Below are 21,255 nucleotides of genomic sequence, written 5' to 3' on the forward strand. Positions count from 1 at the left end.
TCGCCAGGGATAAGAATCATCTGCGCCCTCCAATACAAGGAACGACGATGCACGATGATGGAGACAAGGGCGAGTGTTCCCGGCTGGACCGTCAGAAGTACGACCCCCCTGGGTACTCGCGAACCACGTTCTTGCGCAACGCACTCCGCTGCGTGATTGCCGCCATTGCGGCGGGCGCCGCGGTGGCGTCCATCCCCTACTGGGGCGGCGATGACTTTCCGCTGATGGGCCTGATCGTCTACGTGGCCGGCATGGTGTTCATCGCCATGCCGCTGTGCCTTTACTACGAGTCGCTGCTCCAATCACACGAAGAGCGCGTGGAGCACGCAAGGCACACGCTCACGCCCACCTAGTCCGTATTGGCAGGTTTGGTCTTCACCACCTGCCTGAGGCCCGCCAGGGCGGGATCCACGATGGCTGCATCCGCGCCCACCGCATACACCGCATAGGCCGGGTACAGAAACTCCGGCGTGTTGGGCACGCGGCGCAGCCGGCCCGATTCGAGATGGCTGCGCACCACGTCGTGCCTGAAGTAGCCCGTGCCGCCAGCGGCCAGCAAATACTCGCGGCCGAGCGGCCCCAGCCCCGCCATCACCGCCGCATTCGAGAGCTCCGGAAACGCGAGGCCGTGCTGCGCCGCGAACTCCGGGCCCCAGTCCACGTACACATAGTCTGCAGGCTTGGGCACGCGCGGGCGCTGCGCGGTGGTGACCATGACCAGCTTTTCTTCGATGAGCAGTTCCACGCGCAGGCCGGGCCGCTGCTGCGGTGCATAGGCAATGGCAATGTCGAGCACGCCGGCCGCCACCTTGTCGAGCAGGTCGTGCGGAAAGCCGACCTCGGTGCGAATGGCCAGGTGGGGCGCGGCGGTGCGCATCCACAGCAGCCATTGCAGCAGCAGCGGGTCCCACAGGCTGATCTCGCAGCCGATGGCGAGCACGGCGCGGCTGCCGCTGGGCACCGCCACCTGATGGCGTGCGCGCTCCCACACCTGCACCAGCGTCGTGGCGTGCGGCAAGAACTGCTCGCCTGCCGCGGTGAGCACCGCGCCGGCCTTGTTGCGCACGAAGAGGGGCCGGCCCAGCAGCTCTTCGAGCGTGCGCACACGCGCGCTCACCGAGGTTTGCGTCACGTGCAGCCGCTCGGCGGCTCGCTGGAAGCTGCGCGTGTCCACGATCGCGAGAAAGGTCCGGGCCAGGCTGATGTCCATCTCGGCGCCTCCAGTTTCAATGCATTATTTTTGCATTCAAATGGCAATTAATATCGTTTTACTTGATGCGAACGCAGCCGGAAGATCGGGGCATCCAAAAAGCAACCAAGGAGCTTCCGAATGCCAACCCTTCGCCAACCGTTCCATGCTGCCGCTTCCGAGAGCTTTGCCGATGCGTTCAAGGCGCTTGTCGACGAAGCGCTGATGCTCGCCGAGGCCCTGCTGAGCCCGAACAAGATCATCGGCGAGGTGGAGCAGATGCGTTCGCTGCAAGTTGCGGCGGACAACATCGAAGCCACCGATCCGGTGCAAGCCGAAGCGCTGCGCTCGCGCGCCTCGCGCATCGGCCTGCGCTAACCCGCCAGCGGCCGCACGGTCTCAGGCAGGCCGCGCGTCCTGCAACGCCGACTCGAACGGCACGATCTGCGAAATGAGCGTCGGCCCGTCGGCGAGCAGAAAGTCCTTGAAGGCTTGCGCCACCGGCGGCAGGCGCTTGGCGCGCCGGTGCACCACGTACCAGTTGAGCATCAGCGGAAAGCCCTGCACATCGAGCACGCGCAGGCTGCCCGCGCGGGTTTCCTGGCTGATGGTGTGAGCCGAGACAAAGCTCACGCCCATGCCCGCGATCACCGCCTGTTTGATGGTTTCGGTGCTGCGTATTTCCATGGCAATGTTGATGCCGCTCAGGTCGCCGCCAAAGCCCTCTTCCATCGAATGCCAGGTGTCGGAGGCCTTCTCGCGCACCACGAAGGGCTCGCGCATCAGCCGGTCGAGCGGGATTCTGGGCACGCCCACCAGCGGATGGTTGGGCGCCGCAACAATCACGTAGGGATGCGGCGCGAACGGCTGGTTGACGGTGTCCAGGTCGGTCGGGGGCCGCACCATGATCGCCAGGTCGGTCAGGTTCTCCGCAATGTGGGTCATGAGCCCTTCGCGGTTGTGCACCGTGAAGTTGAGCGTCACGCCGCGGTGCCGGCTCGCAAACTCGACCAGAAGGCGCGGAAAGAAGTAGTCGCCCGCGCTGATCACGCCCACGTTGAGCTTGCCGCCCGAGACGCCGTTGAACTGCAGCATTGCGTTCTCGGCCGCCTCGAACTGCTGGATGATCGCGCGGCTGATCTGCAGCAGCTCGGTGCCCGCGGGGGTCAGGTAGATCTTCTTGCCGAACTGCTCGAAGAGCGCGTTGCCCGCATGTTCTTCTAGCTTGCGCACCTGGGTGGAGACGGCGGGCTGCGTGAGGTGCAGTTCTTCCGCGGCACGCGAAAAGCTCAGCAGGCGCGCCACCGCTTCGAAGACTTTCAACTGGCGCAGGGTCGCGTGCTTCATTCGGAAAAAGATGGCTGCTGCAGCAGCGGTCGGGCTGGCATCGTACTGCGCACCCGGCCGCTATCGAGAAGGCCTCAGGGAATCCGCGCCACGTGCAGCAGGTTCGTCGTTCCTGAAAGCCCGAACGGCAGACCGGCCACGACCACAACATCGCTGCCTGTGCTTGCAAAGCCTTCGGTGCACGCCACGCGGCAGGCGCACTCGATCATCTCGGCCACATCGTGCACGTCGTCGACCTGCACCGCATGCACGCCCCACACCATCGCCATGCGCCGGGCCGTTGCAATGTCCGGCGTCAAGCTCAAAATGGGAACGGCCGGCCGCTCGCGCGCGGCGCGCAGGCTGGTAAAGCCCGACGAGGTATACGTTGCAGTCGCGGCAGGCGCGAGCAGTGCGGCCACCTGGCGCATCGACGCGCACACCGCATCGGCCGTGGTCGAGAGCGACGCCTCGTGCGTGGCGTCGATGCCGATTCGGTAGGACGCATCGGCCTCCACGCGCGAGATGATGCGGTCCATCATGGCCACGGCCTCGAGCGGATACTTGCCCGAAGCGGATTCGGCCGACAGCATGACCGCGTCCACGCCGTCGTAGACCGCGGTTGCAACGTCGGACACTTCGGCGCGCGTGGGCACCGGTGCGGCAATCATCGATTCGAGCATTTGCGTGGCCACCACCACCGGCTTGCCGCGCTTGCGGCAGGCGCGCACGATGAGGCGCTGCAGCTCGGGCACGCGCTCGGGCGGCAGCTCCACGCCGAGGTCGCCGCGCGCCACCATGACGCCGTCGCACAGATCCACGATCGCATCCAGGTGGTCGATGGCCGCGGGCTTCTCGAGCTTGGCCATGATCCATGCGCGCGTGCCGATGATGGCGCGCGCCTCTTCGATGTCTTCGGGGCGCTGCACGAACGAAAGCGCCACCCAGTCCACGCCCATTGCAAGGCCGCAGGCCAGGTCGTCGAGGTCCTTGGGCGTGAGCGGCGAGATGGGCAGCAGAACGCTCGGTACGTTGACGCCCTTGCGGTCCGAGATCGGCCCGCCGACGAGCACCGTGGTTTCGGCAAAGTCGGCGCCGTAGCTGTCCACGCGCAGCCGCAGCTTGCCGTCGTCGAGCAGCAGCTCGGTGCCGACCTGCAGCGCCGCAAAAATCTCCGGGTGCAGCAGCGGCGCGCGTCCTGCGTGGCCGCTGGTCTTGTCCATGTCAAGCCGGAAGCGCGCGCCCGCGTCGAGCTGCGCGCGTCCGCCTTCGAACGTGCCCAGCCGCAGCTTCGGCCCTTGCAGGTCGAGCAGCACGCCGATGGGCCGGCCAAACTCCGCCTCGAGCCGGCGGATGGTGTCGAGCCGGCGCGCATGGTCATGCTGCGTGCCGTGGCTGAAGTTGAGCCGGAACACATCCACACCGCGTTCGAACAGGGCACGAATGGCCGGCTCGTCGGTGGTGGCAGGGCCCAGCGTGGCCACGATCTTCGCGCTGCGTGTACGTCGCATCATCCGTTCCATTTCATTGATCACAGCGCACACATGCTGCGCAAAATCGCCCAGCCCCAGTGGTGCTAGCCGGCCATCTCTTGAAGACAAACCCGGCCGCGCTGCTCTTCCATGGTACGCGCCAGCAATTTGACGAGCGCATACACGGTGTCGATGTGCGGCGTGGGGGTTTCGGTGAGCCGCGCCAGTTCGACCACCGCGCCCACCAATGCATCGATCTCGGGCGCGCGCCCTGCCTCGACGTCCTGCAGCATCGATGTCTTGTGCTTGCCCACCTTCTCGGCACCGGCAATGCGCTTGTCGAGCGTCACGCGAAACTCGATGTCGAGCTTGTGGGCCACGGCCTGCGCCTCCTGCATCATCGCGGCGGCCAGTTCGCGCGACGGGGGGTACTGGCAGATGTCGACCAGCGTGGAGTGCGAAAGGCTGCTGATCGGATTGAAGGTCAGGTTGCCCCAGAGCTTCAGCCAGATTTCAGAGCGGATGTTGTCGAGCACCGGCGCCTTGAAGCCTGCCGCGGTAAGGCACGCCGAAACGCGGCTGACGCGCTCGCTAGAAGAGCCGTCAAGCTCGCCGACGGGAAAGCGGTCGCCCTCGATGTGCTTCACCACGCCCGGCGCAATCAGCTCCGACGCCGGGTACACCACGCAGCCGATCACGCGCTCGGCGGGAATCTTTGCGGCCACCACGCCCGTGGGGTCGACACTGCGCACGGGCGTGCCCGCCAATGCCCCGCCATGGTTGTGGAAGTACCAGAAGGGAATGCCGTTCTGCATGGTGACCACGACGGTCTCGGGCCCGAACAGCTTGGGAACGTCGTTCGCCACGGCCTCCACCTGGTGCGCCTTCATCGCCAGGATGACGATGTCCTGCGGACCCGCCTGGTCGTAGCGGTCTGTCGCTTTTGCATTCAGCGCCACCTGCTCGGTGCCATCGGCCCCGATGAGCTTGAAGCCGTTGGTGGCAATGGCGTCGAGATTCTTTCCGCGCACGATGAACGTCACGTCCTCGCCGGCCAGGGCGAGCTTGGCGCCCACCAGGCCGCCAATGGCGCCCGCTCCGATGACTGCTATCTTCATGTCGATCCCCAAGTTGTTGATTCTTTGCGCGCGGGCAGGCATCAGCCGAAGCGGTTGCCGAGCCTGCCGATGCCGCCGATCTCCACCTCGACAAGGCTGCCGGGCTTCATCGAACCGACGCCGATGGAAGTGCCGCACAGGATCACGTCGCCGGGGTACAGCGTCATGTCGAGGGAGATCAGGCTGACGAGTTGCTGGACCGAAAAGCGCATGTCGCTGATCGGGTAGTTCTGCCGCACCTCGCCGTTGAGCAGCGTGGTTACGGTCAGCGTGGCGGGGTCGAGGCCGGTGGCCACCACCGGGCCCATCGGGCAGAAGGTGTCGAAGCCCTTGGCGCGCACCCACTGTGCGAAGGAAGCATCGCGATTCAGTATGTCTGCCACCGTTACGTCGTTGGCGCAGGTGTAGCCGAACACATGGCCAAGCGCCTCGGCCTCCGGCACCGCGGTGCAGGTCTCGCCGATGACGATGCCGAGCTCGCCCTCGAACACCACCTTGCCGTCGCACAAGGGCTTGCGGATGTCCGCGCCGGGCGAGAGGTAGGAGTTGGGCGACTTCAGCAGGTAGAGCGGCTCCGCAGGCACCGGCAGTTGGAGCTTTTCGCCGAGCGCGTGAAAGTTGTTCCACAACGCGATGACCTTGGTGGGCTCGGTGGGCGTGAGCAGCCGCACGCCGGAAAGCACGAACACACGGCCGGTGGGCTCTGGGCGCTCGAACATGTTGCCGCGGTGCTCGTGCACGGTGTCGCCGTCGAGCGTGCCGAAGCCGGTTTCACCGCCGTGCTCGAAACGGACCCATCGCTGTTGTTGCTGTGCTTGCTGCTGCATGTCGTGCCTTCCTTGGTTTCTGTTGGAGTGGTTTTGCAGGGCTCAGTCGAAAGGCAGGTAGTCTGGGACCACGAGCGACGCGAGCAGCTTGCCCATTTCGGCGGGGTTGTCGGTCACGTGAATGCCGCACTCCTTCATCACCGCGAGCTTTTCCTGCGCGGTTCCCTTGCCGCCGGAGACGATGGCGCCTGCATGACCCATGCGTTTGCCGGGCGGTGCGCTGGCGCCGGCAATGAAGCCGACCACAGGCTTTTGCATGTGGTCCTTGATCCAGCGCGCGCAGATCTCTTCGTCGTTGCCGCCAATTTCACCAACCATGATCACGGCGTCGGTGCGAGGATCGTCGTTGAACATCTTCAGCACGTCGATGTGCCGCAGCCCGCCGACCGGATCGCCGCCGATGCCGACCACGGTCGACTGCCCGATGCCGAAGCTCGCAAGCTGGCTCGCGGCCTCGTAGGTGAGCGTGCCCGAGCGCGACACGACGCCGATGCGGCCCTTCTGGTGAATGTGGCCGGGCATGATGCCGATCTTGATTTCGTCGGGCGTGATGAGGCCGGGGCAATTGGGGCCGAGCAGCAAGGTCTTGCTACCCTCCATGCGGTGGCGTGTGCGAATCATGTCGCGCACCGGAATGCCTTCGGTGATGCATACAACGAGGTCGAGGCCGGCGTCCACAGCCTCGTCGATGGCAGCAGCCGCGAAGGGTGGCGGCACGTAGATGACCGACACGGTGGCACCGGTCTCGGCCTTGGCTTCTTTTACGGTGCCGAACACCGGGATGCCGTCGAATGACTTGCCTGCCTTGTTGGGATTGACTCCGGCGACGAAGCACTTCTGGCCGTGGCCGTAGTCGCGGCACATGGCGGTGTGGAACTGTCCTGTCTTGCCGGTGATACCTTGGGTGATCACGCGGGTGTGCTTGTTGATCAGGATCGACATGTCTCAGCTCTCCGTCTCTTGTTCTTGGGGCGGCTGTTGTTCTTTAGCGCTGTTGTTCAGGGCGGGTGCAAAGGCCACCGGGTACTCCCCTCCGCGAATGTCCCCCCGGGCTTCGCCCTCCTCCTTTATTTCGCTGCGCGGAGCACCCGATGCCCTGTGCACTTGGGCACGCTGCTGGTGTACAGCCGATCAACGACCGACGTTCATCACGCACACGTCGATGGGGTGCCTTGCGCAGCGAAATAAAGGAGGAGGGGCGCAGCCCCGGGGGACATTCGCGGAGAAAGGTACCCCGTCGACGGGTGCGCCGCCCTGAACGCACGACCCGGCAAATCAAGCAGCGACCCTTCATCGAGCCCCCCTACGAGCCGCAGCCACAACCGTCTGGGCCGCATCCGCCATGTCGTTGGCAGAAATGATCGGAAGCCCCGATTGCCCGAGGATGGTTCGCCCCAGGGTTTCGTTGGTGCCCTTCATGCGCACCACCAGTGGCACCGATAGATCGACCTCGCGCGCCGCGGCGATGATGCCGCGCGCAATCACGTCGCACTTCATGATGCCGCCGAAGATGTTGACCAGGATGGCCCGCAGATTCGAGTTGCGCAGCATCAGCTTGAAGGCTTCCGTCACCTTCTCGGCCGTGGCGCCGCCGCCCACGTCGAGAAAATTGGCCGGCGATCCGCCGTAGAGCTTGATCGCGTCCATCGTGGCCATCGCCAGGCCTGCACCGTTCACCAGGCAACCGATGTCGCCTTCGAGCGGAATGTAGGAAAGGTCGAACTTCGAAGCTTCCACCTCGGCCGGGTCTTCCTCGTCGAAGTCGCGCATCGCGGCGATCTCGGGTTGGCGGAAGAGCGCGTTGGGATCGAAGTTGAACTTGGCATCCAGCGCCATCACGCGGCCGTCGCGTGTCAGCACCAGCGGGTTGATCTCGGCCTGCGATGCATCGCAGGCGTCGAAGGCCTGGTAGAGGCTTTGCACCAGCGTGCGCACCTGCAGCATCGCCTTTCCGGAAAAGCCGATGTCGCGTGCCAGGCCGTCGGCCTCGGCCGCCTTCACGCCCGTGGCGGGGTCGATGAACAGCTTGCGGATTTTTTCCGGCGTGCGCGCCGCAACCTCTTCGATGTCCATGCCGCCTTCGCTCGACGCCATCAGCGCGACGCGGCGCGACTCCCGGTCGACCACCATGCCGAGATAGAACTCCTTCTCGATCTCGACGCTCTCCTCGACCAGCAGGCGCTTGACCAGGCGGCCTTCGGGGCCGGTCTGGTGCGTTCTCAAGGTCATGCCCAGCAACTCGTCGGCGTGGCGCCGCACTTCGGCTGCCGACCAGGCCAGCCGGACACCGCCGCCCTTGCCGCGGCCGCCGGCATGAATCTGCGCCTTGACCACCCAGGCCCGGCCACCGAGCCGCGTGGCGGCATCGGCTGCCTCGTCGGGCGAAAAGCATGCATATCCACGCGGCGTGGGCACGCCGTATTTGCGCAATACGTCCTTGCCTTGGTATTCGTGGATATTCATGGCAATTTCAGGCGCCGAGTTCGGCGCCGCGGCTTTCGGCCCAATTGAAATAGCGCTTTTTCATGGCGCCGGCTTCGAGCTCCCGCTTTTGATGCTCTTCCTTCTTCTGCTCGATCACTTCAGCCAGAAATTTGGCGTCGTAGGCGCGCAAAAGATGCGGCTGGTGGTCGGCCAGGTAATTGCACACACGCTCGATGCCGTCCTGGCTGTGGCGCAGCAGCTGGCAGTAGATTTCGCGATCCCAATGCCAGCGGAACCCCAATTCGTAGAACGCTGCGTTGTAGGCATTGCGCTCCGTTTCACTGCTCCAATATTGAACCGGCAAATCATCGATCATGAAATTTCTCCTAGAAATTGAACGCCGTGCGGCAAATGTTTTGCGTGTCGGCATGATCAAAATGTAGATTCGATGATCGATAAATAATAGTTAAACTATTTTATTGAATGCATTCGCGATAAGTTATACATAGATGGCCGTGAATTCCCGAAGCGGGTGAATTTGCACCCGCAATTCTTCCGGCCTTCAAAAACAGCGTTTCTTCAGCTCAAGCTCAGATCACGCCCTCGGCGCGCAGCGCCGCAACGTCGCCCGCCGTATAGCCGAGCTGCGTCAGCACTTCTTCGGTGTGCTCGCCGAGAAGCGGCGAGCGCGTCACTTCGGTCGGGCTGTCGGACATCTTGATCGGGTTGCCCACCGTCAGGTACTTGCCGCGGGTGGGGTGGTCCACCTCGACGATGGTGCCGGTCTCGCGCAGCGACTCGTCGGCGGCGATTTCCTTCATCGAAAGAATCGGCCCGCACGGAATGTCGTACTGGTTGAGGATGTCCATGGCCTCGAACTTGGTCTTGGTCATGGTCCATTGCTCGATGCGCGCGAAGATCGGCTTCAGGTGCAGCAGGCGCGCCGCCGGCGTGGCATAGGCCTCGTCGGTAATCCAGCCTTCTTCGCCGATGACCTTGCACACAGCCGGCCACACCGCACCCTGAGTGATGAAGTAGATGTACGCGTTGGGGTCGGTCTCCCAGCCCTTGCACTTGAGAATGGAGCCCGGCTGGCCGCCGCCCGATGCATTGCCCGCGCGCGGCACCGCGTCGCCGAACTTGCCGTCGGGGTACTGCGGGTACTCGTGCATGGTGCCGGTGCGCTCCAGCCGCTGCTGGTCGCGCATCTTCACGCGGCAGAGGTTCAGCACCGCGTCCTGCATGGGCGCGAGCACCTGCTGGCCGCGGCCCGTGTTGTTGCGCTGGTAAAGCGCCGCCACAATGCCCAGCGCCAGGTGCAGGCCGGTGCCGCTGTCGCCGATCTGCGCGCCCGTGACCACCGGCGGTCCGTCTTCGAAGCCCGTGGTCGATGCCGCCCCGCCTGCGCACTGCGCCACGTTCTCGTACACCTTGCAGTGCTCGTACTTGCCGGGGCCGAAGCCCTTGACCGAGGCCACGATCATGCGCGGGTTCAGCTCCTGGATGTGGGCCCAGGTAATGCCCATGCGGTCGAGCGCGCCGGGTGCGAAGTTTTCCACCAGCACGTCGCACGTCTTGATCAGCGAGTCGAGCACCTGCTTGCCCTTGGGCTTCTTGGTGTCCAGCGTGATCGAGCGCTTGTTGTGGTTCAGCATAGTGAAGTAGAGGCTGTCCACACCGGGAATGTCGCGCAGCTGTGCGCGCGTTGCGTCGCCTTCGCCGGCGCGCTCCACCTTGATCACGTCGGCGCCGAACCACGCCAGCAGCTGGGTGCAGGTGGGGCCGGACTGGACATGGGTGAAGTCGAGAATGCGAACGCCCTCAAGTGCCTTGCTCATCAGCTGTCTCCTTTGATCGTGGTCTCTGCTTCTTGCAGTCGAGCGCGCAATTTACGCTCTTCGGCAAAGCGGGCGGTTTCGTCTCGCACGATGGCAACGATGCCCGTGACCTCGCGATCCTCCGAGAACAGCATCGACACCGTGAAGGCGATCGACAGCGTGTGCCCGTCCTTGTGCAGCGCGGGTACGCGCAGCAGGTCGGCTCCGTACTTGGTGATGCCGGTTTCCATGGTCTTGTGGTAACCGTCCCAGTGGCGCTGGCGCTGCCGCTGGGGAATGATCATGTCGAGCGACTGGCCCAGTGCCTCGGCTTCGGTAAAGCCGAAGATCCGCTCGGCGGCGCGGTTCCAGAGCGTGATCGCTCCTTTCGCATCGCACACCATGATCGCGTCGCCGGCGCCTTCGACGAGCTGCTTGAAATCAACGTTCGCTTGCATGTTTACCTCTGGCGCTTCATGTCGATTCCCGGCTTCGCCCGCCGTGGGAGCGGGCGAAGCCGGGGGAGCCGCTACACGGCTTTTGCTTCCTTCAGGTTGGCGATCTGTTCCTTGGTGTAGCCCAGTTCGGCCAGTACTTCGTCAGTGTGCTCGCCCAAGAGCGGTGAGGCGGTGACCTCGGGCTTGAGGTCCGAGAACTTGATCGGGCTGCCGATGGTCCAGTAGCTACCGCGCTCCTTGTGCGGCACTTCGACGATGGAGCCGCTCTTGCGCAGCGACTCGTCGTGCAGCAGTTCCTTCATCGACAGCACCGGGGCGCAAGGAATGTCGTGCTTGCGGAAGATGTCCACCGCCTCGAACTTGGTCTTGTCCTTGATGAAGTCCTCGATGGTCGCGAAGATCTGGTCGATGTGCGGCTGACGGGCCTTGGGGGTCATGTAGTCCGGGTCGGTCTTCCATTCGGGCTTGCCGAGCGCGTCGCAGATCGGGTCCCAGGCATGGCCCTGCACCGTGAAGTAGATGTAGGCGTTGGGGTCGGTCTGCCAGCCCTTGCACTTCAAAATCCAGCCCGGCTGGCCGCCGCCGCCGGCATTGCCGCCGCGCGGCACCACCTTGTCCTTGAAGGCGTCCATCTCGTGCGGGTACTGGGGGTATTCCTCCAGGTAGCCCACGCTGTCCAGGCGCTGCTGGTCGCGCATCTTCACGCGGCACAGGTTGAGCACGGCGTCCTGCATCGAGCAGGCCACCTTCTGGCCCTTGCCCGTTTGCTGGCGGCCAATGATGGCCGTCAGGATGCCGATGGCCAGGTGCATGCCGGTGTTGGAATCGCCCAGTGCGGCCGCCGAGATGGTGGGCACCGAGTTTTCGCCCTTCCACCAGCCGGTAGTGGAGGCGGCGCCGCCGGCGCACTGCGCCACGTTCTCGTACACCTTCAGGTCTTCGTAGTGGTGGCCGTCGCTGAAGCCCTTGACCGAGGCGACGATCATCTTGGGGTTCAGTTCCTGGATGCGCGCCCAGGTAAAGCCCATGCGGTCGAGCGCGCCGGGGCCGAAGTTTTCCACCAGCACGTCTGATTCCCGGATCAGCTTCTCCAGCACCGCCTTGCCTTCGGGCTTCTTGGTGTCCAGCGTGATCGAGCGCTTGTTGCTGTTGAGCATGGTGAAGTACAGCGCGTCGACATTCGGAATGTCGCGCAGCTGGCTGCGCGTGACGTCGCCGGCGCCCGGGCGCTCGACCTTGATCACGTCGGCGCCGAACCAGGCCAGCATCTGCGTGCATGCCGGACCGGCTTGCACGTGGGTGAAGTCGATGATCTTGATGCCGTTGAGGGGTTTGTTGCTCATGTGAGGTTCTCCTTGATGATGCTGGGTTACTTCTTCTTCGCCGTGCTGGGGTTCAGACTGGTGATGCGGCCGCTTTCGGTGCCGGCGGTCTCGTCGATGACGGCGTTGATCAGGGTCGGACGGCGGGAGGCGACGGCTTCGGCCAGCGCCTTCTGCAGTTCATCCGCGGTGGTGGCGTTGACGCCCACGCCGCCGAAGGCTTCCATCAGCTTGTCGTAGCGCGCGTTCTTCACGAACACGGTGGGCGCCACGTCGGGCGTGCCGCTCGCGTTCACGTCGGTGCCGCGGTAGACGCCGTTGTTGTTGAACACGACGATGCAGATCGGGAGGTTGTAGCGGCAGATGGTTTCCACCTCCATGCCGCTGAAGCCGAAGGCGCTGTCGCCTTCGATGGCAATCACCGGCTTGTCGGTGACCACCGCGGCCGCCACGGCAAAGCCCATGCCGATGCCCATGATTCCCCACGTGCCCACGTCCAGGCGCTTGCGCGGCTCGTACATGTCGACGATGCTGCGCGCGAAGTCGAGCGTGTTGGCGCCCTCGTTCACCACAATGGCGTCGGGCCGGGCCTTCACCTGGTCGCGAATCACGCTCAGCGCGCTGTGGAAGTTCATCGGCGAGGGCCGCGCGGCCAGCGTCACCGCCATCTTCGACAGGTTCTTGTCCTTGCGCTCGGCAATGGCGCCGGTCCATTCGGCCGGCGGCTTGGCCCACTTGGCATCGACGCCCGCGAGCAGCGCCGCCACGCAGGAGCCGATGTCGCCGATCACCGGCGCGGCAATGGCCACGTTGCTGTCGATCTCGGTCGGCGCAATGTCGATCTGGATGAACTGCTTGGCGCCCTTCTCCTGGCCCCAGGTCTTGCCCTTGCCGTGCGACAGCAGCCAGTTGAGGCGCGCGCCCACCAGCATCACCACGTCGGCTTCTTGCAGCACATAGGAGCGCGCCGCCGCGGCCGATTGCGCGTGCGTGTCGGGCAACAGGCCCTTGGCCATCGACATCGGCAGGTAGGGAATGCCGGTCTTCTCGATCAGCGCGCGGATGTCGGCGTCGGCCTGTGCATAGGCGGCACCCTTGCCGAGCAGGATCAGCGGCTTCTTGGCGCCCTTGAGCAGGTCGAGCGCGCGCTGCACCGCATCGGGCGCCGGAATCTGGCGTGGGGCCGGATCGACCACCTTGATGAGCGACCTGCGGCCGGCCTCGGCGTCCATGGTCTGCGCGAACAGCTTGGCCGGCAGGTCGAGGTACACGCCGCCCGGGCGGCCCGACACCGCCGAGCGGATGGCCCGTGCAATGCCCACGCCGATGTCTTCGGCGTGCAGCACGCGGAACGCGGCCTTGCACAGCGGCTTGGCGATGGCCAGCTGGTCCATCTCTTCGTAGTCGCCCTGCTGCAGGTCGACGATCTCGCGCTCGCTCGATCCGCTGATGAGAATCATCGGGAAGCAATTGGTGGTGGCGTTGGCCAGCGCCGTCAGGCCGTTCAGGAAGCCCGGCGCGGACACCGTGAGGCAGATGCCCGGCTTCTGCGTGAGAAAGCCCGCAGCCGCCGCGGCATTGCCCGCATGCTGCTCGTGGCGGAACGAGATGACGCGCAGGCCTTCTGCCTGCGCCATGCGCGTCAGGTCGGTGATCGGGATGCCCGGCAAGCCGAAGATCGTGTCGATATCGTTCAGCTTCAGCGCATCGATGACTAGGTGGAAGCCGTCGATCGTGTTGTCGTGCGCCTCTTCCGGCGGTTGCTTGAGTGCGAGCACGACCGCGTCGCCTTCGGCAGCCTTGTTCTTTGGCTTGAGGGCGTCGTCGAGGGTCGTGGATGCCTCTTTATCCGTTCTTACTGAAGACATGTCTCTCCTTCTTGCTTGGGTGAATGGCCGAGGCCCGAGCCGGGACTATGATTCGGGGCATGTCTTTCGGGCGTTGACCTCGGTCAACTTTCCGGAAAACGGCACCAGCCAGATGAACCAGAAGTTGTTGTTGCGAATTCGAGCAAGACGGGACCCATGACTTTGTTGGAAAACCATCCGGAGAAAAACATCATTCGCGCGCAGCTGCGGCAGAACATCCTTCTCAAGGACCTGAGCGAAAGCGAACGCGCCGAGCTGGAAACCCATCTCGTCATCGTGGACGGCAACAAGGGCGACTTTCTGCTGCACCAGGGCGTGCGCGAGATGGAGCAGTACTTCATCCTCGACGGCATCCTCAAGCGGGTGGTGAGCAACCCCGAGGGCAAGGAAATGATCCTGCGCTTTGCCGATGCGCACGACATGGAAACGAGCTATGCGGCCCTGCGCCTGGGCACGCCCACGCCTTACGGCATCGTGTGCGTCACCAAGGCCCGGGTGGCCAGCCTGCCGCTGAAGGAGTGGATCGCGTTCCTCGACCGCCACCCCGAGACCAAGGAGCTGTTCGAATACTGCGTGATGCGCGGCATGAGCGAAATCATGGCGCACACCATCACCCTGCACCTGCTCGACGCACCCGGGCGCGTGCACCGGTTCATGCGCAAGCACCCCGAGCTGGAAGACCGCATTCCCAGCAAGGAGCTTGCGTCGTATCTCAACCTCTCCGCAGAAACCCTTAGCCGCCTGCGCAAGCGCGGAAAGATCTAGGCAGGCGCCCAGTCGCGCGCGGTATTCAGGTCTGCTTGGACGATGCGAAGCGGCGCGGAACCGTCATCAGTCGCAGCGCGTTGTCCACGCTGCTTACGCCGCCCACCTTGGAGGCCACGTCCTCCGTAAGCGCGCGTTCTTCCGCATTGAGAACGATGCCGCTCAGCTTTACCTTGCCCTGGTCGGCCTCGACGGTCACGCGGATGTCGCTGGTCGCCTCGTTGTCCTTCAGCGCCGACTTCACCCGCGCCGCAAGCGTCATGTTGGCCAGCAGCGCGCGCGAAGCCGGTGTTTCGGCAAACTCCGGGCGCTCCACCAGCGAGCGGATCTGCGCCACGCAGCTGTCCACCGAAATGCGATCTGTGTTGAGCACCAGGTCGTAAAGCACCGGGTCGCCCCATGTCACGCCGAACTGCGCGTGCATGCGCGCGGCGTGCGCGTCGTCGCTGCGCCGGATCTCGGCCTCGGCAAACTCGGCGTCGTCGGTTTCCAGGTGCGCCATCAGCCATTCGACGCGCTTCTTCATCGAGCGGGTAATGCGCACGCACACCACGTGCGGCACAGGCCGCAGCAGGCAGGTGGCGCCCCAGCCGCGCAGCACCACGTTGCCGCGGTCCGCCAGTGCAAAGAGTTCTTCGGCCGTGTAGAGCGCGAGGCTGCGCTTGTCGGCGGTGAGCCGTTCGACAAAGCCGGCCTTGCCGTCGCGCAGGCGGCCGATGAAGCTGGTCGGCACCTGCATGCGGTCGGCCACGCGCTCGATCGTCTCGTGGCGCATGATCTCGAGGCCGAGCTGCTCGGCAAGGCGCTGCGACACGTCCTTGGCGAGGGAGCCCATCTCCTGGGTGAGTGCAATCACTGGCATGTTGGTTGTTCTCCGGTCAGTCCACGGGGCGCTCGACGGCAAACTCGTCCGGCTTCTTCGGCTTGATGAAGGCCAGCACCTTGGAGATCAGCGGCCAGAACAGCAGCACCAGCGCCAGGGTGGTGATGCCGCCGACCAGCGGGTTGGAGAACATGATCATCACATCGCCCTGCGAGACCAGCATGGCCTGGCGGAACGAGTCTTCGGCCTTGTCGCCGAGCACCAGCGCCAGCACCAGCGGCGCCAGCGGGAAGTCGAGCTTCTTGAACAGATACCCCACCACGCCGAAGCCGAGCATGAACCAGATGTCGAGCATCGCGTTGTGCACCGTGTAGGCGCCAATGGCGCAGATCACGATGATTACCGGCGCAATGATCGAGAACGGAATGCGCAGGATCGAAGCGAACAGCGGCACCGTGCTCAACACCACGATGAGGCCGACGATGTTGCCCAGGTACATGCTGGCGATGAGCCCCCAGACGAAGTCCTTCTGCTCGACGAACAGCAGCGGCCCGGGTTGCAGGCCCCAGATCAGCAGGCCGCCCAGCAGCACCGCGGCGGTGGGCGAACCCGGAATGCCCAGCGCCAGCATCGGCAGCAATGCGCTGGTGCCTGCGGCGTGCGCCGCGGTCTCGGGCGCAACCACGCCTTCCATTTGGCCGGTGCCGAACTTGGAGCCGCGCTTGGACATTTTCTTGGCCAGGCCGTAGGCCATGAACGAGGCCGGGGTGGCGCCGCCGGGCGTGATGCCCATCCAGATGCCGATGAGCGAACTGCGCAGTGACGTGACCCAGTACTGCGGCAGCTGCTTCCAAGTCTGCAGCACCACCTTCGGGTCGATCTTCGCGGTCTTGCCCGAGAACTTGAGGCCCTCTTCCATCGACAGCAGAATTTCGCCGATGCCGAACAGGCCGATCACCGCAATCAGGAAGTCGAAACCTCGCATCAGCTCGGGTTGGCCGAAGGTGAGGCGCAACTGGCCTGTGACCGTATCCATGCCCACGCTCGCCAACGCAAAGCCGAGCGCCATGGACGCAAGAATCTTGAACGGCGAGCCCTTGCCCATGCCCACGAAGCTGCAGAAGGTGAGCAGGTACACCGCAAAGAATTCGGGCGAGCCGAACTTCAGCGCAAACTTGGCCACCAGCGGCGCCAGGAAGGTGATCATGATCACCGCCAGCAGCGCGCCGATGAACGACGAGGTGAACGCCGTGGTGAGCGCGGCGCCTGCATTGCCCTGCTGCGCCATCGGGTAGCCGTCGAAGGTGGTGGCCACCGACCACGGCTCGCCCGGGATGTTGAACAGGATGGAGGTGATGGCGCCGCCGAACAGCGCCCCCCAGTAGATGCACGACAGCATGATGATCGCCGAGGTGGGCGACATCGTGAACGTGAGGGGCAGCAGAATGGCCACGCCATTGGCGCCGCCGAGCCCCGGGAGCACGCCGATCAGTACCCCCAGGATGATGCCGACGAACATCAGGCCGATGTTCATGGGGGTGAGGATCACAGAGAAGCCCTGCAGCAGGGCGCTGATTTCTTCCATTTCGCGTTTGCTCCGTGAAATTCAGTAGCCGAGGAATCGGAGGGGATCGAGAGCGCCCTTGAACAGCGGCACCTTGAACCACACCTCGAACATGAAGAAGAAAACCGTGTTGACGACCAGTGCCGCGATGACGCTCTTCACCCACGAGTACTTGCCGAGGAACACCATGAAGAGCGCGATGTAGATCGCCGACGCCAGGTACAGCCCGAGCAAGGAGATTGCGAGTACGTACACGATGGCCGGCAGAAGCACCGACAGCACGCGCTTGAGCTGCACGGAGTCGACGAAGATTTCGGTCTTCTTCTCTTTGCCCAGCAGCGCCTGATACAGGATGCCGGCGCCGGAGATCGCGATGATCGCGCCGATGTAGAAGGGAAAGTAACCCGCGCCGGGGCCGTCGCTGGTCCAGCCGGAGCCCAGCCTCTGGCTCTCGACGATGACTACAAGGCCTATTGCCAGCAGGACCGCTGCAACCACCGCCTCGACCACGTTGGTCGCTACGCCGGTGCGTGCCGCGCCTTCGGAATTCTCGTCGTGCTCCATGGAGACCTCATCGTTCGTGTGTATGTACCGGGAAAGAAACGAGAGTGCAGCGCCCCGCCCGCCGCGTATCGGCCGGCGGCCGCGTCCTCAGGCAAGGAGCGCTGCAGGGCGCTCGATTGCTGCTACTTGCTGCTGGCCAGGAAACCGGCTTCGCTCATCAGCGTGCGGTGCGTGGCTTCCGCTTCGGTCAGCCACTTGGTGAAGGGTTCGCCCGTCATGAACGTCGGGTTGAACGCGCCCTTCTCCATGTATTCCTTCCAGTCGGGCGTGGCCGCGATCTTGGTCAGCAGGTCGACATAGAAGGCACGCTGCTCGGGCGTGACGCCCGGGGGCATGAAGATGCCGCGCAGCATCGTGTACTTGGTGGGAACGCCGGCTTCCTTGCAGGTGGGCACATCATTCCACGACTGCGTCTCGGTCACCTTGGCCTTGAACGGCATGCGCTCGTCGTCGAACACGCACAGCGCACGCAGCTTGCCCGCGCGCCACTGGGCCACGGCCTCGATCGGGTTGTTCACGGTCGACTGCACATGGCCGCCCACCAGCTGCACCGCCACCTCGCCGCCGCCCTTGAACGGCACATAGATGAACTTGGTGCCGGTGGCCTTCTCGAGCGCCACGGTAATGATCTGGTCTTCCTGCTTGGAGCCGGTGCCAGCCATCTTGAACTTGCTCGGTCCCGCCGCCTTGGCTGCGGCGATGTACTCCGCGGCGCTCTTGTACGGCTGCTCGGCATTGGTCCACAGCACGAACTGGTCGAGCGCCAGCATCGCGACAGGCGTCATGTCCTTCCAGTTGAACGGCACGCCGGTGGCCATGGGCGTGGTGAACAGGTTGGACAGCGAGATGATGATCTTGTGCGGATCGCCCTTGGCTTCCTTCACCGCCAGAAAGCCTTCGGCGCCCGCGCCGCCCGACTTGTTGACGACGATCAGCGGCTCCTTCATGAGCTTGTACTTGATGACGATGCCCTGCAGCAATCGGCCCATCTGGTCGGCGCCTCCGCCGGTGCCCGCTGGAATCACGAACTCCACCGGCTTGGCGGGTTCCCATGCTGCAGCTGGTGCGGTGGCCGCGAGTGCCAGCATGGCAGCGGTAAAGACTTTGGCCCGGCAAGCGTGGGCACGCGAAAAGAAGTTCTTCATCATGTTGTCTCCTGTGTAAGGGTGCGCTCTATTTTTTAAAGAATCTGAGCCGAGATGCGAACAGGGCAGATGGTGCGCGCAGCACGAACATCGCTTGCTTGACCATGGTCAACTTTTCAAAGATTTTGTCTTGGGGTTAGCCCGCGCCGTGTGGTTGGACGGGCTGCGCAAGCGAGCCGCGCGGAGCCCACTCCCGGTGCGTGCGGGTGCCCATTTCCCCCGCTCCAGGGTGTATTCGGGTAAACCCTAGAATAGAGGGGTCTACCCACCCACCAGATCCAGGAGTCCCTTTTATGTCTACCCTTGACCGATCGTCCAGCGCGAGCACATTCGGCAGTGGCTTGGCTGGCGCGCTCAAGGCGCTTGCAGAAGAAGCAAGCGTGCTCGTTCAGGCCCTGCTGAGCCCAGGCAAGATCATCAGCGAGGTCGAAGAAATGCGCGCCCTGCAAACGCGCGCCGACCGCATCGAAGCGTCCGACCCGGCGCGCGCAGCCGTGCTGCGCTGGCACGCCTCGCGCGTCGGCCTGCGCTGAGCGCTGCCGACCCCAAGCAAGGGGCAGTTCGAGCCGCAAGCGAACTGGTAAAGTTCGGGCCGTCCACCGCGTCTTCGTAGTTCAATGGATAGAACGGGGTCCTCCTAAGACTCAGATACAGGTTCGATTCCTGTCGAAGGCACCACCGCACACCAAGTTCAGATGCCGTCACGTTGCGTGCGGCTGATGAAGTCAAGCATGAGCGCCACGGCAGCGGCCGCGTGCGTCTCTAGCAGGAAATGCCCGCCGTCGAAAATATGCGCGTCCATGCGCGGCAGGTCCTGCATCCACGACAGCGTTTCAGCGATATCGAAGTAGGGGTCGTGACGGCCCCACAGCATGAGCGCGGGCGGTTGCCATTCCTTCAGGTACTTCGCGATCGCATCGAAACGCGCGGCGTGGCTCCTGTAGTCGGCAATGAGCGCGCGCTGGGTTTCCATGCGCCCGGGAAGGTTCATCACCCTCCAGTCCTCCACCCAGGGTTCGCCTCTGATCGTGGCGGCGACTTCTTCCGGCAGGCCGCCGGTGTATTGCTCGCGCGTGAACTCGAAGGTCAGTTCGACGGCCGCGGCTGCCTCGTTCTCCTTGGTCGGATTCGACCAGAGCTTCAATTGGGCGTCCCAGACGGGGCCGAAGCCGGTTCGATGCGCGTTCGCGTTCTGGATGACGAGCCCCGAAACCAACTCCGGCGCGCGCATGGCAATCTGAAGGCCGACGGCCGCGCCCGAGTGATGCAGGTAGATCAAGCGGCGCTTGATCGCCAAGCGATCCAGCAGTTCGAGAATCGCATCGCTGAACGCCGCAAATGAAGGCGACGGCAGAACATCGGACTGGCCAAAGCCGGGAAGGTCGGGCGCGATCACATGGGCGACTTGCGACAGCTCGGGTATGACGTCCCGAAACTCGCGCGCGGAGCTCGGAAATCCGTGCAGGAGCAGTACGGCGGGCTTGGAGGCCTCCCCCGCCGTGATGAAGGCCAGCTCCGTGCCGCCGGACAAGCGCAGCCGTTGCGGGGTTGCCGGGTTCATGTCAGAACTCCTTGACCGGTTAAATCACTCCGCAGGATAGGAAGCATTTCGCTGCGTGTGAAGACCCCCTCAGGTGGTCTCGAACGCCGGCCTGAAAACCCTGGCCGCAAAATCCGCGAGCGTCGTCGGGGTGATCTCGGTAGGGCCCTTGTCGTACTCGCCGTCCAGGCGCCCCGTGGAGAACGCCGCGCTCATTTCCTCCAGCTGCGCGGCGGCGCTCGCCGAGAAGCCCTGCTGCATCAGCGCCGCCTTGGCTTGCTCCGGATCGGATTGGACATACGCGAGGTCCGGCCTGCCGATGGCCTTGCCGAGCAGCGCCGTCGCTTCCTTCATCGTGTAGAGGCTTGGCGCACGCAGATGGAGCACGCGCTTGCCCTTGCCCGAGGGCGTGCCCAACTCGCGCGCTATGACTTGCGCGATGTCGGCCGTGGCCACCATCGGCAGCGGCGAATTGGGCGCGGTCATGTCCGCGTACGCGCCGATGCTGCGGATCATCTCTATCGCGGCCAGGTGGTTCTCGAAGAAGTAGCCGGGCCGCACGTGCAGCACGTCCACGCCGGCGAGTTGGTCGAGGCGCTGCTCCTGCCGATGCAGGCCCGCGATCGGCCCGGTTCCCGAGCTCACATGCGCGCCGACGCTGCTGAGATTCACGACGCGTTTCACCTCGGCCGCGGCGATTGCGCGCGTGATGGCATCGCCCAGCCGATCTTGCTCCGCAAGCATATCGTCCGCTGCGTAATCGGTAGGGATCATCGTGTAGACGGCCGTGGCACCGGCGAATGCACGGGCCAGGAAGCCCGCATCGCCGATGTCGCCAGCCGCGATGTTCGCGCCCGCGGCCTTCAGGGAAGCGAGCGATCCCGCATGGCGGCCGACAACGCGTACGGCCATGCCTTGCGCGAGCAGCAGTGCCGCGACCTTGGAGCTGATGTTGCCGTTGGAGCCGAGAAGTACATACATGGCGGTTCCCTTCATGGGTGGTGTTGCGATGGGTGCCATGGTGCGCGCTGCG

At 64.4% G+C, this 21,255-nt stretch carries 22 protein-coding genes and 1 tRNA gene; 5 read left to right on the forward strand and 18 right to left on the reverse strand.

Going from position 1 to position 21,255, the window contains the following annotated elements:
- The first annotated feature begins 47 nt into the window (after nt 1-47).
- Entirely contained in the window at nt 48-353 is a 306-nt protein-coding gene (locus V9K97_RS11005) for a hypothetical protein (RefSeq protein ID WP_126749353.1), read from the forward strand.
- Here V9K97_RS11005 and V9K97_RS11010 read toward each other — a convergent pair.
- Nucleotides 350-1,210, reverse strand: a complete 861-nt coding sequence (locus V9K97_RS11010; RefSeq protein ID WP_337318009.1) for a LysR family transcriptional regulator — start codon at nt 1,208-1,210, stop codon at nt 350-352. The genes V9K97_RS11005 and V9K97_RS11010 overlap by 4 nt on opposite strands.
- A 120-nt stretch (nt 1,211-1,330) precedes the next feature.
- Here V9K97_RS11010 and V9K97_RS11015 point away from each other — a divergent pair, with 120 nt between their 5' ends.
- Complete coding sequence (locus V9K97_RS11015; protein ID WP_258502363.1) at nt 1,331-1,567, forward strand: hypothetical protein; 237 nt, start codon at nt 1,331-1,333, stop codon at nt 1,565-1,567.
- Between the two features lie 21 nt (nt 1,568-1,588).
- Here V9K97_RS11015 and V9K97_RS11020 read toward each other — a convergent pair whose 3' ends face one another.
- The 11 genes from V9K97_RS11020 to oxc all read right to left on the reverse strand — a co-directional run bounded on the left by V9K97_RS11020 (nt 1,589) and on the right by oxc (nt 13,821).
- A complete protein-coding gene (locus V9K97_RS11020) occupies nt 1,589-2,536 on the reverse strand; it encodes a LysR family transcriptional regulator (protein WP_337318012.1) in 948 nt (315 codons plus the stop codon).
- A gap of 74 nt (nt 2,537-2,610) precedes the next feature.
- Entirely contained in the window at nt 2,611-4,026 is a 1,416-nt protein-coding gene (gene pyk / locus V9K97_RS11025; protein ID WP_337318167.1) for a pyruvate kinase, read from the reverse strand.
- 65 nt (nt 4,027-4,091) lie between these two features.
- Nucleotides 4,092-5,105: a 2-dehydropantoate 2-reductase gene (locus V9K97_RS11030; RefSeq protein WP_258502366.1), complete on the reverse strand. Its 1,014-nt coding sequence runs from the start codon at nt 5,103-5,105 to the stop codon at nt 4,092-4,094.
- A gap of 41 nt (nt 5,106-5,146) precedes the next feature.
- Nucleotides 5,147-5,932: a fumarylacetoacetate hydrolase family protein gene (locus V9K97_RS11035; protein ID WP_337318014.1), complete on the reverse strand. Its 786-nt coding sequence runs from the start codon at nt 5,930-5,932 to the stop codon at nt 5,147-5,149.
- A 42-nt stretch (nt 5,933-5,974) separates the two neighbouring features.
- Nucleotides 5,975-6,874, reverse strand: a complete 900-nt coding sequence (gene sucD / locus V9K97_RS11040; protein ID WP_337318016.1) for a succinate--CoA ligase subunit alpha — start codon at nt 6,872-6,874, stop codon at nt 5,975-5,977.
- Between the two features lie 348 nt (nt 6,875-7,222).
- Nucleotides 7,223-8,395, reverse strand: coding sequence for an ADP-forming succinate--CoA ligase subunit beta (gene sucC / locus V9K97_RS11045; RefSeq protein ID WP_337296946.1), 1,173 nt, complete (start codon nt 8,393-8,395; stop codon nt 7,223-7,225).
- Nucleotides 8,396-8,402: 7 nt separating this feature from the next.
- Nucleotides 8,403-8,786, reverse strand: coding sequence for a hypothetical protein (locus V9K97_RS11050; protein ID WP_337318018.1), 384 nt, complete (start codon nt 8,784-8,786; stop codon nt 8,403-8,405).
- Between the two features lie 160 nt (nt 8,787-8,946).
- Nucleotides 8,947-10,194, reverse strand: coding sequence for a formyl-CoA transferase (gene frc, locus V9K97_RS11055; RefSeq protein WP_258502370.1), 1,248 nt, complete (start codon nt 10,192-10,194; stop codon nt 8,947-8,949).
- A complete protein-coding gene (locus V9K97_RS11060; RefSeq protein ID WP_157615917.1) occupies nt 10,194-10,631 on the reverse strand; it encodes a PAS domain-containing protein in 438 nt (145 codons plus the stop codon). Before V9K97_RS11060 ends, frc (V9K97_RS11055) begins: the two co-directional genes overlap by 1 nt.
- 71 nt (nt 10,632-10,702) lie before the next feature.
- Nucleotides 10,703-11,974, reverse strand: a complete 1,272-nt coding sequence (gene frc / locus V9K97_RS11065; protein ID WP_337318020.1) for a formyl-CoA transferase — start codon at nt 11,972-11,974, stop codon at nt 10,703-10,705.
- Between the two features lie 26 nt (nt 11,975-12,000).
- Nucleotides 12,001-13,821: an oxalyl-CoA decarboxylase gene (gene oxc / locus V9K97_RS11070; RefSeq protein WP_337318022.1), complete on the reverse strand. Its 1,821-nt coding sequence runs from the start codon at nt 13,819-13,821 to the stop codon at nt 12,001-12,003.
- A 156-nt stretch (nt 13,822-13,977) separates the two neighbouring features.
- On the opposite strand from oxc, the gene V9K97_RS11075 reads away from it, so the two are divergent.
- Nucleotides 13,978-14,586: a Crp/Fnr family transcriptional regulator gene (locus V9K97_RS11075; RefSeq protein WP_015867259.1), complete on the forward strand. Its 609-nt coding sequence runs from the start codon at nt 13,978-13,980 to the stop codon at nt 14,584-14,586.
- Nucleotides 14,587-14,611: 25 nt separating this feature from the next.
- On the opposite strand, the gene V9K97_RS11080 is transcribed toward V9K97_RS11075, so the two are convergent.
- From V9K97_RS11080 to V9K97_RS11095, 4 genes are all read right to left on the reverse strand, one after another.
- Nucleotides 14,612-15,448: a cytidylate kinase family protein gene (locus V9K97_RS11080; protein ID WP_337296950.1), complete on the reverse strand. Its 837-nt coding sequence runs from the start codon at nt 15,446-15,448 to the stop codon at nt 14,612-14,614.
- Between the two features lie 16 nt (nt 15,449-15,464).
- Nucleotides 15,465-16,994: a tripartite tricarboxylate transporter permease gene (locus V9K97_RS11085; protein ID WP_258502375.1), complete on the reverse strand. Its 1,530-nt coding sequence runs from the start codon at nt 16,992-16,994 to the stop codon at nt 15,465-15,467.
- Between the two features lie 21 nt (nt 16,995-17,015).
- Nucleotides 17,016-17,537: a tripartite tricarboxylate transporter TctB family protein gene (locus V9K97_RS11090; protein WP_258502376.1), complete on the reverse strand. Its 522-nt coding sequence runs from the start codon at nt 17,535-17,537 to the stop codon at nt 17,016-17,018.
- A gap of 122 nt (nt 17,538-17,659) precedes the next feature.
- Nucleotides 17,660-18,682 carry a Bug family tripartite tricarboxylate transporter substrate binding protein gene (locus V9K97_RS11095; protein WP_431769317.1) on the reverse strand — a complete coding sequence of 341 codons (1,023 nt, stop codon included), beginning with the start codon at nt 18,680-18,682 and terminating at the stop codon, nt 17,660-17,662.
- 293 nt (nt 18,683-18,975) lie between these two features.
- Here V9K97_RS11095 and V9K97_RS11100 point away from each other — a divergent pair, with 293 nt between their 5' ends.
- Complete coding sequence (locus V9K97_RS11100) at nt 18,976-19,215, forward strand: hypothetical protein (protein WP_126749368.1); 240 nt, start codon at nt 18,976-18,978, stop codon at nt 19,213-19,215.
- Between the two features lie 70 nt (nt 19,216-19,285).
- Nucleotides 19,286-19,360, forward strand: a tRNA-Arg gene (locus tag V9K97_RS11105).
- 13 nt (nt 19,361-19,373) lie between these two features.
- On the opposite strand, the gene V9K97_RS11110 is transcribed toward V9K97_RS11105, so the two are convergent.
- Both V9K97_RS11110 and V9K97_RS11115 read right to left on the reverse strand, forming a co-directional pair.
- Nucleotides 19,374-20,243: an alpha/beta fold hydrolase gene (locus V9K97_RS11110; RefSeq protein WP_337318024.1), complete on the reverse strand. Its 870-nt coding sequence runs from the start codon at nt 20,241-20,243 to the stop codon at nt 19,374-19,376.
- A gap of 69 nt (nt 20,244-20,312) precedes the next feature.
- Nucleotides 20,313-21,203: an NmrA family NAD(P)-binding protein gene (locus V9K97_RS11115; RefSeq protein ID WP_337318026.1), complete on the reverse strand. Its 891-nt coding sequence runs from the start codon at nt 21,201-21,203 to the stop codon at nt 20,313-20,315.
- Between the last annotated feature and the right edge of the window lie 52 nt (nt 21,204-21,255).

The sequence above is a fragment of the Variovorax sp. CCNWLW186 genome, from assembly GCF_037203865.1.
GTDB lineage: Bacteria > Pseudomonadota > Gammaproteobacteria > Burkholderiales > Burkholderiaceae_C > Variovorax.